The organism is Campylobacter sp. 2018MI01 (assembly GCF_018501205.1).
Taxonomy (GTDB): domain Bacteria; phylum Campylobacterota; class Campylobacteria; order Campylobacterales; family Campylobacteraceae; genus Campylobacter_E.
Window position 1 is genome coordinate 19740 of sequence record NZ_JAHCZE010000007.1, and the last position, 15273, is coordinate 35012.

A 15273-nucleotide genomic window follows, 5' to 3' on the forward strand; every position below is an offset into this window, starting at 1 on the left:
AAATAAGGAGAAAGAATGGGAGTTTTAGAAAACTTTAAACAAATTGCAGCAATTCCGCATTGTAGTTTTGATGCAGTTAAATTAAAAGATTTTTTAATTAATTATGCAAAATCAAAAGGTTTTGAAGTATTAGTTGATAAGGCTGAAAATATTTTATGCAAAAAGGGAAATCCTAATATATGTTTGCAAAGCCATTATGATATGGTTTGTGTTGGAGATGCACCTAATATAAATATAATAGAAAGTGATGGGTTTATTAAAGCAAATAATTCAACCTTAGGTGCTGATAATGGTATAGGAATTGCCATTATGATGGAAGCTATGAATGAGTTTAGCGACCTTGAATGTTTATTTACTGCTAATGAAGAAGTAGGGCTTATAGGTGCAAATAATTTAGAGCTAAAAATTAGCTCAAAACACTTATTAAATCTTGATAGCGAGTGTGTAGATAGAGTAATAATTGGTTGTGCGGCGAGTTTAATGATGAATGTAAATATTAAGCTAAATTATAAAAACCCTAGTAAAAAATATTTATATGAAGCTCATACTAAAGGCTATAAAGGCGGTCATAGTGGGATTGATATTATTAAAAACATTCCTAGTGCTATTAGTGATTTAGCTTTATTTTTATATAAAAACGATGCTGAATTAGTAAGCTTTAGTGGTGGGGAAAGAACTAATAGCATAAGTGTAAATGCTAAGGCTATTTTTTATAGCGACACTGAACTTAAATCTAGCGAAAATATTGAAATAACCAAGCTTGAGAGTAAAGGCGAAAAAGTAATTCAAGAAGATATTTTAAGTCTAATTACTAGTTATAAACACGGAGTTTGGTCTTATTCAAGGGATTTAAATATAGTAAAAACTAGCGTAAATCTAGCAATTATTAGTCAAAATAATGATGAATTAAAGCTTGAATTATTTGCAAGAAGCGATAATTCAGCAGATTTAGATGAAGTCTTTTATAAAACCAAAGCACATTTTAATAATTATGAAGTAAGACTACTTGCTAAAGATGAGCCTTGGGAGCCTATACCAAATGATTTTACTTATGCAGTGCTTAATTCTTTACAAAAATATAATCCAAAAGCTAGTATGAGTAGTATTCACGCAGGGCTTGAATGCGGAGTGCTAAAAACTAAGCAAAATGAATTATTATGTGCTTCAATAGGTCCAAATATCTTAAGCCCACATAGTATTTATGAAAGATGTGAGATTAGCACAATAGATATTATTAAAAACACAACATTTGATTTAATTAAAAACTACAAATAAAAGGAGATAAAATGAGTTTTCGTATAGAACACGATACAATGGGTGAAGTTAAAGTTCCTGCAGATAAATTGTGGGCAGCACAAACACAAAGAAGTTTAGAGAATTTCAAAATCGGCACAGAAAAAATGCCTGTAGAATTAATCCACGCTTTTGCGCATCTTAAGAAGTCTTTAGCTTTAGTAAATAATGATTTAGGTAAATTAGACAATGTAAAAAAAGATGCAATCGTTAAAGCTTGTGATGAGATTTTAGCTAATAAACATAATGATGAATTCCCACTTGCTATATGGCAAACAGGTTCAGGCACACAAACAAATATGAACCTAAATGAAGTTATAGCAAATCTTGCTACTAAACTTAGCGGAATGGATTTTACTAAAGAAAAAATAGTCCATCCAAACGACCATGTAAATATGAGCCAAAGCTCAAATGACACATTCCCAACTGCAATGCATATAGTTGCAGTTTTAGAAACTGAAAGGACTTTAATTCCTGCAATAGAAATTCTAGAAAAAACACTAGATAAAAAAGCAAAAGAATTTGAAAATATAATTAAAATCGGAAGAACTCACTTGCAAGATGCAACCCCACTTACTTTAGGTCAAGAATTTAGTGGATATGTATATATGTTGCAAAGCTCAAAAAGACATATTTTAAAAGCACTTGAAGATGTAAGAGAGCTAACAATTGGCGGAACAGCTGTTGGAACTGGAATTAATGCTCATCCAGAACTTAGTGAAAAAGTATCAGCAAAATTAAGCGAACTTTTAGGCACTAAATTTATAAGTAGTCCAAACAAATTCCACGGACTTACAAGTCACGATGCTTTAGTATTTTTACACGGAGCATTTAAAGCCCTTGCAGCAAATTTAATGAAAATAGCAAACGATATTAGATGGCTTGCAAGTGGTCCTAGATGTGGTTTAGGAGAGCTTAGTATCCCTGAAAATGAGCCAGGAAGCTCAATTATGCCAGGTAAAGTAAATCCTACTCAAAGTGAAGCTTTAACAATGCTTAGCGTTCAAGTAATGGGAAATGATGCGGCAATTGGTTTTGCAGCTTCTCAAGGTAATTTTGAGCTAAATGTATTTAAGCCTGTGATTATTTATAATTTCTTACAAAGTTTAAGATTATTAGCTGATGGTATGATTAGTTTTAATGATAATTGTGCTATAGGAATTACTCCAAATATTGATAAAATTACTTATAATTTAAATAATTCTTTAATGCTAGTAACTGCATTAAATCCACATATTGGCTATGAAAATGCAGCAAAAGTTGCAAAAAATGCTCACAAAAAAGGAATTAGCCTAAAAGAATCTTGCTTAGAATTAGGCTTAGTTAGTGAAGAAGATTTTGATAAATTTGTAGTTCCTGCAAATATGATTAAGCCAAAATGAGAGAATTACTTTTAGCAATAGAAAGTAGCTGCGATGATTCAAGCATCGCAGTTATTAATGTAAATACTTATGAATGTTTATTTTATGAAAAAATATCTCAAGATGAGCATAATGAATTTGGTGGAGTTGTGCCAGAACTTGCATCAAGGCTACATACTGAAGCTTTACCTAAAATATTAGCTAAAACCAAGCCTTTTTTAAATGAATTAAAGGCAATTGCAGTTACTAATGAGCCAGGATTATCAGTATCGCTTCAAAGCGGAGTTGCAATGGCTAAGGCTTTAAGTGTGGCTTTAAATATACCATTAATTGCGATAAATCATTTAAAAGGTCATATTTGTTCTTTATTTTTAGATAAAGAAATAATGAATGATTTTTTAGTTTTGCTTGTAAGTGGCGGTCATACTATGATACTTGAGATTACTAAAGAATATGATATAAATTTAATAGCAACTACAAGTGATGATAGTTTTGGAGAGAGTTTTGATAAAGTTGCAAAAATGCTAGGACTTGGTTATCCTGGTGGGGTATTTATTGAAGAATTAGCAAAAAATGAAAGCAATAATACTTATGAGTTTTCTTTACCAATCCCAAGTAAAAGTAGGCTTGAGTATTCATTTTCGGGTATTAAAAATCAAGTGAGATTAGCTATTAATGATTGTATAGCAAATAATACTTTAGATACTCAAAAAGCAAATATAGCAGCAGCATTTCAAAGAATTGCTTGTAAGCATATAATTAATAAATTAAACATAGTTTTACATAATAAAAATTATAAAGCATTAGGCGTAGTTGGTGGTGCAAGTGCTAATTTATTGCTTAGGTCTAAATTAGATGAAATTTGTAAAAAAAACAATATGCAATTATTATTAGCTCCGCTTAAATATTGTTCTGATAATGCTTTAATGATAGCAAGAGCAGGGGTTATTGCATACAAAAATAAAGATTTTGTAAATATAAGTGATGATATAATAAACCCAAAATCAAAAAATTTTAAAAGGCTTTAATTTAATGAAAAAAATATTTTTATGTTTAGGATTATTAGGTAGTTTATTAGCTAAGGATTATGGTAATTATATAAGTATTGATGAAAATGGTAAAAAAACTGCTAGATGGCATATTTATGAAGAAAATAATGAATTATTTGGCAAAGTTGTTAAATTGTTTGAATATGGCGATGATGAACTTTGTAAATCTTGTGAAAAAACTTATGATTATTTTACTTATGCAGAAGATGCTAGAAAGATGAAAATAGTAGGTGCGCCATTGCTTTATAAATTAAAAAAAGATGGTGAAAATTCTTATAAAAGTGGTTACATAATTGACCCAGAAAGTGGTAAATTATATAGAGCAAATGCAACTTTTAAAGATGATAAATTAATTTTAAGAGGATATGTTGGATTTTCTTTAATAGGAAGAAGTCAGACTTGGATTAAGGAAAAATAATGCAAGAGTTATTAACTCTTGCTAAAAGAGCAGCAAGAATTGCTGGAGATGAAATAATTGATATAAAACACCCTTTAATTAATACAAAACCAGATGGAACTTTAGTTAGTTCAGCTGATTTAAAAGCTAATGAAATCATATTTGATATTTTAGGAAAAAGTAAAATTAATATATGTTCTGAAGAACAGATTTTAGATTATGAAAAAAGAAAAAAAACTTTATTTTGGCTAATTGACCCACTTGATGGAACTAATAACTATTTAAAAAATAGAAAAAATTTTTGCGTTTGTATTAGCTTGATTGAAAATACAAGACCAATTTTAGGTGTAATTTATGATGTTTGCAATAAGAATTTGTATTATTCAGCTAAAAATATGCCAGTTTATAAAAATCAAGAAATCCTAAATAAAGTTAAAAAAGAATCAAATAAAGCTTTAGTATCTTTAAGAAAAGAACAAGATATAAATAATAGTAAAATTCCATTTAGCTACGGATACTCGGCATTAAATATAGGCTCTGCATTAAAGTTTTGTGCTTTATTAGAAGGTGATGCTGATGTATATTTAAGATACGAAAGGCTCAATTCTTGGGATTTAGCTGCTGGGGATTTTTTAATAAATCAAAGTGGTGGATTAATGTTAGGGCTTGATAAACAAAAATTGAATTATAATACGCCCAATTTTTCTTGCAAACCTTTTATAGCGTTTTCAAGTGTATTTAATAAGGATTAATATGAATATTTTTAACACACATAGAATAGTTTTTGAAGGTTCTTCGGTTAGCAAATATTTAAGTGATAATTTAACTTGCATTCAATTTAGTTTAAATGGTGTGATTGATGCTGGATTTTTACCAAAACCAACTGATGATAATTTTATAAAGCATGTTTTTATTTCTCACACTCATTTAGACCATATTTGTGCTATTGCTTTATATGTTGATAATTATTTTTTAAAACTTCAAGATAGTATTTGTATATATGCTAGTAAAGAAAGTATAGATAATCTCAAAGAGCATTTTTTTAACAATAAAATTTGGCCTGATTTTGCAAAGATAAAATTGCCAAATGGAAGTCCTGCTATAGTTTATAAAGAAATTAATGTAGGAGATAAATTATTAATAGATGATATAACAATAGAGCCAGTTAAGAGCTATCACACTGAAGGTAGTTTTGGCTTTATTTTAAGCTATGATAAAGATAGTATATATTTTACTTCAGATACTTATTATCACGATGATATAGTGGAATTAATCAATAAAAGAACTGATATAAGACAAGTAATTGCTGATGTTAGTTTTGATTCAAGTTTAGAAAAACTAGCACAAGATTCAAAACACTTAACTCCAAAATTATTAAAAAAAATACAAGAGCAAGTAAGAGATGATGTGATTTTCCATGTATATCACATTAAATATTGCTTTAAAGATAAAATAGAAGAAGAATTAAGAGAATTTAATATCTTAAAAGATTATGGAATGATTATTAAAAATGGTTCATTTATGCAATTTAATACAAATTATCAAAGTGATATGATAAATGTATTGAAAAGACATAATTTAGACCAAGAACAAAAACTAGAAACCATACTTGAATGCTTTTCTCAAATTTCTAAAAACTCTGATTCTAAAGCCAACCTAAATACCTTAGGCGAAATGGTTAAACAAAACATTCAAGCTGATAGATGTAGTGTATGGTTTATTGATAATGAAAGAAAAGAATATTATACCTTACACGCTGATGGAGTAGGTGAGATTAGAGTTCCTTTTGGTAAAGGAATAGTAGGTCGTGCAATTGAGACAAAAGAAGCTATTTTAGAAAATAATCCAAAAAGCAATCCGTATTTTGATAGCTCAAATGATGAGAGAACAAAATATAGCACTAAATCAATTTTAGCTATGCCTATTTTAAATAGTGAGCACGAAGTTATTGGGGTATTCCAAGCTTTAAATAAACTTACAGATATTAATAATAATTTTGATAAAGATGATTTAGATTATCTAAGAATTGCAGCTGATTATTCAGGTAAGATTTATGAAGGAATGAAATTCCAAGAAGATATTTTAAACGCTCAAAAAGATTTAATTTATTCAATAGCTGAAATGGTTGAGAGCAAAAGTGAAGAAACAGGAAATCATGTAAAAAGAGTAGGTAAAATAAGCGAAGCTATAGCAAGACAAATGGGATTAAGCGAAGAAGAAGTAACGCTAATTAGTTATGGTGCTCCAACTCACGATATTGGTAAGATTGGAATTCCCGATGCTATTTTAAATAAACCTGGAAGACTTGATGAAAAAGAATTTAAAACTATGCAAAAACACGCACAAATAGGATATGAAATGTTGCATAGGTTTAAAGGCAAAATTATGGAAGCAGCAGCAATCATCGCTCACGAACACCACGAAAAATATGCAGGTGGTGGCTATCCAATGGGTAAAAAAGGTGATGATATTCATATTTATGCAAGAATTGTTTCTTTAGCTGATGTTTTTGATGCGCTTGCAAGTGATAGATGTTATAAAAAAGCTTGGCCACTTGATGAAGTTTGCAAATATATTAGTGATAATTCAGGTTTTCAATTTGACCCTAAAGTGGTTGAAGCATTTTTTGCTTGTAAAGAAGAAATATTTGCAATAAAAGAAAAATATGTTGATAAATATATTGATGATAATTTAATGTGATTGTAATTTGTTGATTTTTTAGATTAATCCAAATTAATTTTTCATTGATTTGGATTAATTATTTGCTTTAATTTAAACTATTAATACTTTTTTAAATAAAATTATTTATAATCGCTCCTTTTTTTAAAATTAGGAGTAATTTAATGTTTTTTAAAAATAATAAAGAAATACAAGACAAGATTATTAACGAGTTAAAAGATAAAGAAGCTATTTTAAAAGCTATTTATAAAGAAATGGCGATTATAGAATTTGATACTAAAGGAAATATTGTTGATGCAAATGAGCATTTTTTAAAAGCTACGAAATATACACTAGCAGAGATAAAAGGTAAGCATCATAGAATATTTTGTGATAAACATTATGTTAATTCAAGTGATTATTCAATCTTTTGGCAAGAATTATCAAGAAATATTCCACAAAGTGGTCAGTTTAAAAGATTTGCAAAAGATGGTCAAGTAGTTTATTTAGAAGCAAATTATTTACCAATAGTAGATGAACAAAATCAAGTTTATAAAGTAATTAAGTTTGCTGCTGATGTTACAGAACACGAAAATGAATTGTTGGATTTAAAAAATACAATTAATGCGGCAAGTAAGTCTATGGCTTTAATTGAATTCACTCCAAACGGGGAAATACTTGATGCAAATGATAATTTTTTAAATACATTAAATTACAGAAAAAGCGAAATTATAGGTAAACATCATTCTATGTTTTGTGATAGTGAATATGTAAAAAGCAGTGATTATAGAAAATTTTGGGAAGATTTAAGAAGCGGACATTTTCAATCAGGTCAATTTATAAGATATACAAAAGATAATAATCCTGTATATTTAGAAGCAAGTTACAATCCTGTTTATAATGTTGAAGGTAAGGTTTATAAGGTAATTAAATTCGCAAGTGATGTTAGCGAGCAAGTAATAAGAGATTTGAATAAAAATAAAATCGTAAGCGAGTTAGCACAAAAAAATGATGAAAGCACAAATGAAGGTAGTAAAGTTATTGCTAAAACCGTGCAAAATGTCCAAGAAATAGCAGAAATTATGAATGAAAGTAGTGAATTGGTTAATTCGTTAAATACTCAATCAGATGAGATTGTATCTGTTATTCAAACTATTAAAGATATTGCAGAGCAAACTAATTTATTAGCATTAAATGCTGCTATTGAAGCCGCTCGTGCTGGCGAGCATGGTCGTGGTTTTGCTGTGGTTGCTGATGAGGTTAGAAAACTTGCTGAAAGGACTGCAACATCAATTAATGAAATTACTTTAACAATTAATTCTATTAGAAATGTTAGTGCTAATGTTGTTGAGAGTATAAATAAAAGCATAGCTCAAGTAAATGATAGTGTTGTGTTAGCAAATACTGCAAATGAATGTATGAATAAAATCAAACAAAGTTCAGAAGAAGTAGCAAGAGCTATGGAAGAAAATAAATAAATATAATTTGAAATTCTTAGGAATTTCAAATTAGTTTTTTAAGTCTTTTTGCAATTCTTTTAAAAAAATTCTCGCAACATCACTTAATTTATCATCAATCCAAATTAACCTTAAATTAGAAGTAATTAATGGGTTTATAGGCTTAAAACATAAATCATCATTAGTGTTAATTAATTTATCAAGAGATAATGCGTATCCAATATCTTCTTTAACAAAAATTGCAGCATTGTATAATAAATCATAAGTAGCTACTATATTTAGCTTATCTTGATTTTGCCTTAAAACATTTGGCATTTCTTGCGTAAAACCTTGTCTTGATACTATAAGTGGCATTTGAAATAAATCATTTATGCTTATATCTTTTTGCTTAGCGTATTTTGAAGTATTTTTCATAATAATCCCCCAAGTATCACTATGATTTAAATCTAAATAACTAAAATTGCTAATATCAAATTCTTGAACTACAACGGCAAAGTCTATTAAAGAATTTTGTAATTTATTTACCACATTTTCATAGTTTCCACTAAATATATGAAACTTAATATTTTTATTTTGTAGCTTTTTAGCAGTTCTTGCTATTTTGACTATTCCAATTGATTCAGCACAGCCTATATAAACATCTCCACCATTAAAATCTTTTAAATTTTTAAATTCTTGCTTGGTTTTATCAACTAAATCTAAAATATCACAAGCTCTTTTATAAAGCATTTCTCCTTCTTTTGTGAGAATGATTTTATAATTTGTCCTAATAAAAAGTTTTTGCCCTAATTTTGTTTCTAAATCTTTTAATTGTCTTGATAGATTTGGTTGAGTAAGATTTAATTTATTAGCTGCTTTAGTTATATTTTGTAATTTTGCAGATTCTATAAAATATTTTAAAACTCTAATTTCCATAATATTCCTTAGAAATAATTAATTTTTATAATTAATTATATATTATAAGTATTTGATATTTCTTTTAAAAATAAATAAAATTATTTTACTTTTAAAACAAGGAGATTTTTTATGAATAATTTTATTTTTCACAATCCAACTAAGATTTATTTTACTGATGAAGTAGAGCAATCTTTAGAATTTGAATTAAGTAAATATGGTAAAAACATTGTTTTGGTTTATGGTTGCGGCTCGGTGCATAAAAATGGTATTTTTAACCAAATTGTAAAAATACTAGATAAATTAGGCAAAAATGTAGCATATATTGATGGTGTTATGCCAAATCCTACTTTAGAAAAATTAAACTCAGGTGTAAAGATAGCAAGAGAGCATAAAGCTGATTTTTTATTAGCTTTAGGTGGTGGTTCTGTTTGTGATTATACAAAAGCTTTAGCAGTTAGTATAAACTCAAGCGATGATTATTGGGATAGGTATTTTATAAATCAACTTGAGCCAAATTGTGATGTAGTTTCGTTAGGTTGTATTTTGACAATGTGTGGGACAGGCTCTGAAATGAATGGTGGTAGTGTAATTACAAATGAAAAAACTCATCAAAAAATAGGAAAAGTTTTTAATGATAAAAGAGTATTTCCTAAGTTTTCTATATTAAATCCTAAATACACTTTCAGTCTTAGCAAATACCAAATGATAAATGGAATTTATGATGCGTTTAATCATATTTTAGAGCAATATTTTTCAAAAGAAGATGATAATGTGAGTGATTATTTAGCAGAAGGGCTTATGCGTTCAATAATCTCATCAAGCAAAATTGCAAACAAAAATCCTAATGATTATAAGGCTAGAAGTGATATTATGTGGGCAAGTACTCTAGCATTAAATACTATGCTTCATTGTGGTAAAAATGGAGATTGGATGGTTCATATGATAGGTCAGGCAATTGGTGGCTTTACCAATGCAACGCACGGAGCTACTTTAAGTGCTATTAGTTTGGCGTATTATGAATACATAATGCCTTATAATATTGATAAATTTAAAAGGTTTGCTATTAATGTCTGGGATATAAAAGATAATAAAAGCGATGAAGAAATAGCTAAATTAGGGCTACTTGCTATGAAAGATTGGATGAGTGAGCTAGGTCTTTGTATGAATATAAAAGATTTATTAGTAGATGAAAGCTTGATTGAAGATATTGCTAATAATGTATTCATTTTAAATGGTGGTTATAAGGAGCTTAATAAAGATGAAATTATTCATATACTTAAGAAAAGTTTTTAGCATTTTTATTGGTTTAGGAGCTTTTTGTGTGTTAAATGGATTTAGCAATGATGAAATATATGTTGAAATAAATAATCAAGAATTAAGAATAAAATTAGAAAGTAATTCATCATCAACTGCTCTTTATGAAGTATTACAAAAGTCTGATTTGAATGTTTTAATGAATGATTATGGTGGGTTTGAAAAGGTAGGAAGAATTGATAAAAATCTTCCTACTAATGATAAATATTTTCAAGCTAAAGCACTTGATTTGATTTTATATAATGCTAATAATATAGTAATTTATTATGATAATAATTCTTGGAGTTTTACTAAATTAGGAACAATTTATGGCATTAGTAAAGATGAGTTAAAAAAGCTTTTAGGTAATGGCAAAATTAATGCTAGGTTTTATGTTAAAAATAAGGATTAATTATGATTAAGTATGTAAAAGCAAATTCTATTGAGCATAAACTTATGCTTAAACAAGCTAAAGAAGCTATGAAAATAACTTTTAAAATTAACAATACTTATAATGAACCAGAAGAATTAAATAAATTATTTTCTCAATTAATTGGTAAAGAAGTAGATAAAAGTTTTACTTTATTTCCGCCTTTTAATACGGATTGTGGTAAAAATATTTCAGTAGGCAAAAATGTATTTATAAATAGCGGTTGTAAATTTCAAGACCAAGGAGGAATTTATATAGGAAATAATGTTTTAATAGGGCATAATGTAGTATTAGCTACTATAAATCATGATATAAATCCATTTAAACGCTCTGATATGGTATTAAAGCCAATAACAATAGAAGATAATGTTTGGATTGGGTCAAATGCCACAATACTTAGCGGAGTAAAAATTAAAAAAGGCTCAATAATAGCAGCTGGTGCGAAGGATTAATTATGATTAAGTATGTAAAAGCAAATTCTATTGAGCATAAACTTATGCTTAAACAAGCTAAAGAAGCTATGAAAATAACTTTTAAAATTAACAATACTTATAATGAACCAGAAGAATTAAATAAATTATTTTCTCAATTAATTGGTAAAGAAGTAGATGAAAGTTTTACTTTATTTCCGCCTTTTAATACAGATTGCGGTAAAAATATTTCAGTAGGCAAAAATGTATTTATAAATAGTGGTTGTAAATTTCAAGACCAAGGTGGAATTTATATTGGAAATAATGTTTTAATAGGGCATAATGTAGTATTAGCTACCATAAATCATGATATAAATCCATTTAAACGCTCTGATATGGTATTAAAACCAATAACAATAGAAGATAATGTTTGGATTGGTTCAAATGCCACAATACTTAGCGGAGTAAAAATTAAAAAAGGCTCAATAATAGCAGCTGGTGCGGTGGTCACTAAAGATGTTGAGGAATTTCAAATAGTAGCAGGGGTTCCAGCTAAATTAATTAAAACTATAAAATTAAGCTAATTAATAAATTAGCTTAATAATTTTTCTTGTTGAGTTTTTATGATATTTACAATTGAGCGAATATTATCAATTGTATATGGTAATGGTAGGAAATCTACTTCTTGAATAATCTTTTCAATATTAGGTGTTATTTTATGATTATTTAGTATAAGAATTAATTTAAAGCAATATTCATCTTGTGCTTTTACTAAACGATTTAAATCATATTCATTAAAAGTATTAATTAGATTTGCGTCTAATAAAACAGCTCTATAAGCGCAATTTACCCCATCTTCAATTTTTTCTAAAAGACCATTACTTGATTGGTTTTGAATGCAGTTTATTTCATAGCTTTCAAGATTTGCAGTGATTGTTTTTGATATGTCAATATTGTTATGAACTATTAAAACACTTAATCTATCTTTTGGAGTTACATCTGGTAAATTATTTTCTTTATCATTGATTAGTATTGGGATACTAAGACAGATTGCGTGATTAATTCTTTCATTTGTATCCTTAAAGGCATAGCTAGAACCATCAATTTTTTTCATATATCCACTAAATTTATGTAATTGTTCTGATATAGATAATTTTTTAGGATTAGTAAAGCTTTTAAATAGTTCAGTTTTTTTATCATCAACAACCCCACAAACTCCAATATCAACGCATAAAAGAGTTCTATTTTGCATATTATTCATAATTCCAATATCAATAAATATGGTTTCATTTTCTACATTTTGATTAATCAAATCAGCAGCAGCCCAAATAGCATTGATAATATTTGTATAATCTCCATAAAAATACCTATTTGGCATACATTTTTCATTGTTATCGTTTAGATATAACATATCTTGTCTAACTAAAAATATATTATTTTTAACACTAGCTTCGTAATTTAGCGTTTTGAAAAAATACAAAAATACTTCTTGTAAATCAAAATATAAAGATGATTTTTCAAAACTTTCACTTTCAAATTCTGCTTCATCGCTAACACTAAACATTTTTACTTTTTTAGTTTTTAATTTCATTTTTAGCTTGTAAATATAAGCTAATAATAAAACTATTAAGCCACCTAAAACTACAAATAAAAGTATTGTATCTTTATCAGAAAAATCTATTTTAGAATCTGCAAATAGATAGGTTGAGATTAAAATTAATAATAATTTTTTCATATTTTCCTTTCAAATAATAAGCATTGCATCGCCGTATGAGTAAAATTTATATTTATTTTTAATAGCTTCTTCATAAAGTTTTAAAGTATTTTGCCTACCTATAAAACTAGCTACTAACATAATTAAAGTTGATTTTGGCAAATGAAAATTTGTTAATAAATAATTTTGTCTAATTGGCCTATTAGATGGGTTTAAAAATAAATCACATTCACCACTACTTTTTTTTGTCCTTGCATAATACTCTATTGTTCTTGTAGCAGTTGTGCCAACCCCTAAAATAGGTATATCACTATTAATTAATTTTATTGCTTCATCGCTTAGATTAAAGTATTCGCTATGCATTTTATGTTCTTGTATGTTTTCACATTCTACGCTAGCAAAAGTTCCTGCACCAACATGTAAAGTAATATAAGCGCTTTTTTTATCTTTTAGACTATCTAAAACTCTATTCGTAAAATGCAATGACGCAGTAGGTGCTGCAACAGCTCCAATATTTTTAGCAAACACACTTTGATAATTTATCTCATCATCTAAATTATCCATTCTTTTAAGATATGGTGGTAGTGGAATATGTCCGATTTTTTCGCTAATTGTTAAAACTTCATCGGTTTTTAAAACTTCATTGTTTTTGCAAAATTTCACAATTCTGGTGCCATCTGCGTTTAGCTTTAATATTTTTGCGTTTAAATTATCTTGAAAAATTAAAATATCATCTTCTTTAACTTTACCCCTAACTTGCACTAAAAACTCATCATTTGCTAGAATTTTATTTATAAATAATTCACATTTTGCACCACTAATTTTATTGCCATAAAATCTAGCTTTAAATACTTTAGTATCATTAAAAATCAAAGCACATTCAGGCAAAAAATTAGCTAATTCATAAAATACACTATGAGTAATTTTTCCACTATTTTTTTCATATACTAATAGTTTTGCACTATCAGCAGGATTTGCAGGGTATTTTGCTATTAATTCTTCTGGCAAATCATAATCATAAGAACTTAGTAAATTATCAAGCATTTTTATCTTCTAATAATTCTTTTTCATCATCTTCGCTATCTATATCAGGGTCAGCTGGATTTACTACTTTAGCAATATAAATTGAAATAGCATAAAGCCCAATTAAAGGAATTGCCATTAAAAATTGCGAAAATACATCAGGCGGGGTCATAATTGCTGCAAATATAAAAATAACTAATATAGCAACTCTAAAATTTCTAATAAGAGTTTTTTCAGTTACAAGACCAATTTTTGCTAAGAAAAATATAGCAACAGGTAATTCATATCCTAATCCAAATGCAATTACTAATTTTGTAAAAAAGCTCACATATTCAGAAATTGAAGGCATAGCCTTATATTCTCCACCGCTAAAATTGATTAAAAAATCAAAAGCAATAGGAACTACTAAATAATAACAAAACGCCGCACCAATTAAAAACATAATAGTAGCACTAAATACAAAAGGCACTACAAATCTTTTTTCATTCTCATATAAACCTGGTTCAACAAATTTCCAAGCTTGCCACAAAATTATAGGCAATGCTACAAGAAATGCTGCAAATAAAGAAACTTGCATAGCAGTGAAGAAATTCTCTTGTGGTTTATAAAATATAATTTCAGAGCCTTCAGGCAATACATTCATAAGTGGAACACAAATAAAATGCAGTATTGGTTTCCAAAATACAAAACATACAAAAAAAGCTAAAATCAAAGCAACTACACTAATAAATAATCTTTTTCTAAGTTCAATTAAATGTGGTTTTAATTCTTCAAACATTTTCGCTCTTTTCTTTTAAAAATTGTTCTCTTTTGCTAAGTTGCTTTTCTTCTGTATTTATATTTTTTTCTTCTGTAGAATTTGAATTTTGATTTGAGTTTTCTGTATTTTTTACACTATCAATAGTGCTATTTAAAGCATTTTGTGCGTCTTTTTCAAAATCACTTAAAGTATTTTTAATCTCATCAAATTCTTCAAAGCTTAGTTTTTTTCTGATACTATCATTTGCTTTTGTGATTTCTTCTTTATATTTTCTAGCTTCATCTTTTAATTCGCTAATATTGATTTCGTTTTCTATACTTGATTTAGCTTCGTTAATTTGTTTTTTAACAGCCTTTAATAATTTTGCGATTTCAACTATAGTGCCAGGTAGTTTTTCAGGTCCTAAAACCAAAACAGCAACTATTAAAATAATAACAATTTCCATAAAACTCATAATAAAACTCTTTTAGATAATTTTTTGCTGAATTTATCTAATTTTTTTTAATCGTTAGTTTAAATTAAGTTTTGCTA

General features: G+C 27.6%; 15 protein-coding genes and 2 pseudogenes. 12 read left to right on the forward strand and 5 right to left on the reverse strand.

The features are described from left to right. Positions 1-15: 15 nt before the first annotated feature. From KJQ97_RS02465 to cetZ, 8 genes and pseudogenes are all read left to right on the forward strand, one after another. A complete protein-coding gene (locus tag KJQ97_RS02465) occupies positions 16-1275 on the forward strand; it encodes a zinc-binding metallopeptidase family protein (protein ID WP_214119849.1) in 1260 nt (419 codons plus the stop codon). An 11-nt stretch (positions 1276-1286) separates the two neighbouring features. Next, complete coding sequence (gene fumC, locus KJQ97_RS02470; RefSeq protein WP_214119850.1) at positions 1287-2675, forward strand: class II fumarate hydratase; 1389 nt, start codon at positions 1287-1289, stop codon at positions 2673-2675. Further along, on the forward strand, positions 2672-3682 hold the full coding sequence (tsaD, locus tag KJQ97_RS02475; RefSeq protein WP_214119851.1) for a tRNA (adenosine(37)-N6)-threonylcarbamoyltransferase complex transferase subunit TsaD: 1011 nt from the start codon (positions 2672-2674) through the stop codon (positions 3680-3682). Before fumC ends, tsaD begins: the two co-directional genes overlap by 4 nt. Positions 3683-3686: 4 nt before the next feature. After that, positions 3687-4121: a DUF2147 domain-containing protein gene (locus KJQ97_RS02480; RefSeq protein WP_214118015.1), complete on the forward strand. Its 435-nt coding sequence runs from the start codon at positions 3687-3689 to the stop codon at positions 4119-4121. After that, on the forward strand, positions 4121-4852 hold the full coding sequence (locus KJQ97_RS02485) for a 3'(2'),5'-bisphosphate nucleotidase CysQ (protein WP_214119852.1): 732 nt from the start codon (positions 4121-4123) through the stop codon (positions 4850-4852). The genes KJQ97_RS02480 and KJQ97_RS02485 overlap by 1 nt, the downstream gene beginning before the upstream one ends. Position 4853: 1 nt before the next feature. Next, the gene (locus KJQ97_RS02490) at positions 4854-6800 is read left to right on the forward strand and encodes an HD domain-containing phosphohydrolase (protein ID WP_214118019.1); all 1947 of its coding nucleotides are present in this window, start codon (positions 4854-4856) and stop codon (positions 6798-6800) included. A 143-nt stretch (positions 6801-6943) separates the two neighbouring features. After that, a pseudogene (locus KJQ97_RS10020) lies at positions 6944-7702 on the forward strand (PAS domain-containing protein); the annotation flags it as partial. 105 nt (positions 7703-7807) lie between these two features. Next, positions 7808-8236 (forward strand): annotated as a pseudogene (gene cetZ, locus KJQ97_RS10025) (energy taxis response protein CetZ); the annotation flags it as partial. Positions 8237-8266: 30 nt separating this feature from the next. Here the strand turns inward: cetZ and KJQ97_RS02500 are convergent. Continuing rightward, positions 8267-9130: a LysR family transcriptional regulator gene (locus KJQ97_RS02500; protein WP_214119853.1), complete on the reverse strand. Its 864-nt coding sequence runs from the start codon at positions 9128-9130 to the stop codon at positions 8267-8269. Positions 9131-9241: 111 nt separating this feature from the next. Here KJQ97_RS02500 and KJQ97_RS02505 point away from each other — a divergent pair, with 111 nt between their 5' ends. The 4 genes from KJQ97_RS02505 to KJQ97_RS02520 are packed head-to-tail and all read left to right on the forward strand — an operon-like array spanning position 9242 to position 11829. Beyond that, the gene (locus tag KJQ97_RS02505) at positions 9242-10405 is read left to right on the forward strand and encodes an iron-containing alcohol dehydrogenase (protein ID WP_214119854.1); all 1164 of its coding nucleotides are present in this window, start codon (positions 9242-9244) and stop codon (positions 10403-10405) included. Then, on the forward strand, positions 10371-10817 hold the full coding sequence (locus KJQ97_RS02510) for a cyclophilin-like fold protein (RefSeq protein ID WP_214119855.1): 447 nt from the start codon (positions 10371-10373) through the stop codon (positions 10815-10817). The genes KJQ97_RS02505 and KJQ97_RS02510 overlap by 35 nt, the downstream gene beginning before the upstream one ends. Positions 10818-10819: 2 nt before the next feature. Further along, positions 10820-11287, forward strand: a complete 468-nt coding sequence (locus tag KJQ97_RS02515; RefSeq protein ID WP_214119867.1) for a DapH/DapD/GlmU-related protein — start codon at positions 10820-10822, stop codon at positions 11285-11287. A gap of 2 nt (positions 11288-11289) precedes the next feature. Continuing rightward, positions 11290-11829 (forward strand): DapH/DapD/GlmU-related protein, encoded by a 540-nt coding sequence (locus tag KJQ97_RS02520; protein ID WP_214118035.1) that lies wholly within the window; start codon positions 11290-11292, stop codon positions 11827-11829. 8 nt (positions 11830-11837) lie between these two features. On the opposite strand, the gene KJQ97_RS02525 is transcribed toward KJQ97_RS02520, so the two are convergent. Genes KJQ97_RS02525 through tatB form a run of 4 tightly spaced genes read right to left on the reverse strand, consistent with a single transcriptional unit; the run spans position 11838 to position 15196 of the window. Then, entirely contained in the window at positions 11838-12980 is a 1143-nt protein-coding gene (locus tag KJQ97_RS02525; RefSeq protein WP_214118037.1) for a hypothetical protein, read from the reverse strand. A 9-nt stretch (positions 12981-12989) separates the two neighbouring features. Continuing rightward, entirely contained in the window at positions 12990-14003 is a 1014-nt protein-coding gene (gene queA, locus KJQ97_RS02530) for a tRNA preQ1(34) S-adenosylmethionine ribosyltransferase-isomerase QueA (RefSeq protein ID WP_214119856.1), read from the reverse strand. Beyond that, positions 13996-14760: a twin-arginine translocase subunit TatC gene (gene tatC / locus KJQ97_RS02535; protein ID WP_214119857.1), complete on the reverse strand. Its 765-nt coding sequence runs from the start codon at positions 14758-14760 to the stop codon at positions 13996-13998. Before tatC ends, queA begins: the two co-directional genes overlap by 8 nt. Further along, positions 14753-15196, reverse strand: coding sequence for a Sec-independent protein translocase protein TatB (gene tatB / locus KJQ97_RS02540; RefSeq protein WP_214118044.1), 444 nt, complete (start codon positions 15194-15196; stop codon positions 14753-14755). Before tatB ends, tatC begins: the two co-directional genes overlap by 8 nt. Positions 15197-15273: the final 77 nt, after the last annotated feature.

What these genes read in the sequence shown, in the direction of transcription:
- KJQ97_RS02465 (WP_214119849.1), top strand. Translation starts at nt 16, where the DNA reads ATGGGAGTTTTAGAAAACTTTAAACAAATTGCAGCAATTCCGCATTGT.
- fumC (WP_214119850.1), top strand. Translation starts at nt 1,287, where the DNA reads ATGAGTTTTCGTATAGAACACGATACAATGGGTGAAGTTAAAGTTCCT.
- tsaD (WP_214119851.1), top strand. Translation starts at nt 2,672, where the DNA reads ATGAGAGAATTACTTTTAGCAATAGAAAGTAGCTGCGATGATTCAAGC.
- KJQ97_RS02480 (WP_214118015.1), top strand. Translation starts at nt 3,687, where the DNA reads ATGAAAAAAATATTTTTATGTTTAGGATTATTAGGTAGTTTATTAGCT.
- KJQ97_RS02485 (WP_214119852.1), top strand. Translation starts at nt 4,121, where the DNA reads ATGCAAGAGTTATTAACTCTTGCTAAAAGAGCAGCAAGAATTGCTGGA.
- KJQ97_RS02490 (WP_214118019.1), top strand. Translation starts at nt 4,854, where the DNA reads ATGAATATTTTTAACACACATAGAATAGTTTTTGAAGGTTCTTCGGTT.
- KJQ97_RS02500 (WP_214119853.1), bottom strand. Translation starts at nt 9,130, where the DNA reads ATGGAAATTAGAGTTTTAAAATATTTTATAGAATCTGCAAAATTACAA.
- KJQ97_RS02505 (WP_214119854.1), top strand. Translation starts at nt 9,242, where the DNA reads ATGAATAATTTTATTTTTCACAATCCAACTAAGATTTATTTTACTGAT.
- KJQ97_RS02510 (WP_214119855.1), top strand. Translation starts at nt 10,371, where the DNA reads ATGAAATTATTCATATACTTAAGAAAAGTTTTTAGCATTTTTATTGGT.
- KJQ97_RS02515 (WP_214119867.1), top strand. Translation starts at nt 10,820, where the DNA reads ATGATTAAGTATGTAAAAGCAAATTCTATTGAGCATAAACTTATGCTT.
- KJQ97_RS02520 (WP_214118035.1), top strand. Translation starts at nt 11,290, where the DNA reads ATGATTAAGTATGTAAAAGCAAATTCTATTGAGCATAAACTTATGCTT.
- KJQ97_RS02525 (WP_214118037.1), bottom strand. Translation starts at nt 12,980, where the DNA reads ATGAAAAAATTATTATTAATTTTAATCTCAACCTATCTATTTGCAGAT.
- queA (WP_214119856.1), bottom strand. Translation starts at nt 14,003, where the DNA reads ATGCTTGATAATTTACTAAGTTCTTATGATTATGATTTGCCAGAAGAA.
- tatC (WP_214119857.1), bottom strand. Translation starts at nt 14,760, where the DNA reads ATGTTTGAAGAATTAAAACCACATTTAATTGAACTTAGAAAAAGATTA.
- tatB (WP_214118044.1), bottom strand. Translation starts at nt 15,196, where the DNA reads ATGAGTTTTATGGAAATTGTTATTATTTTAATAGTTGCTGTTTTGGTT.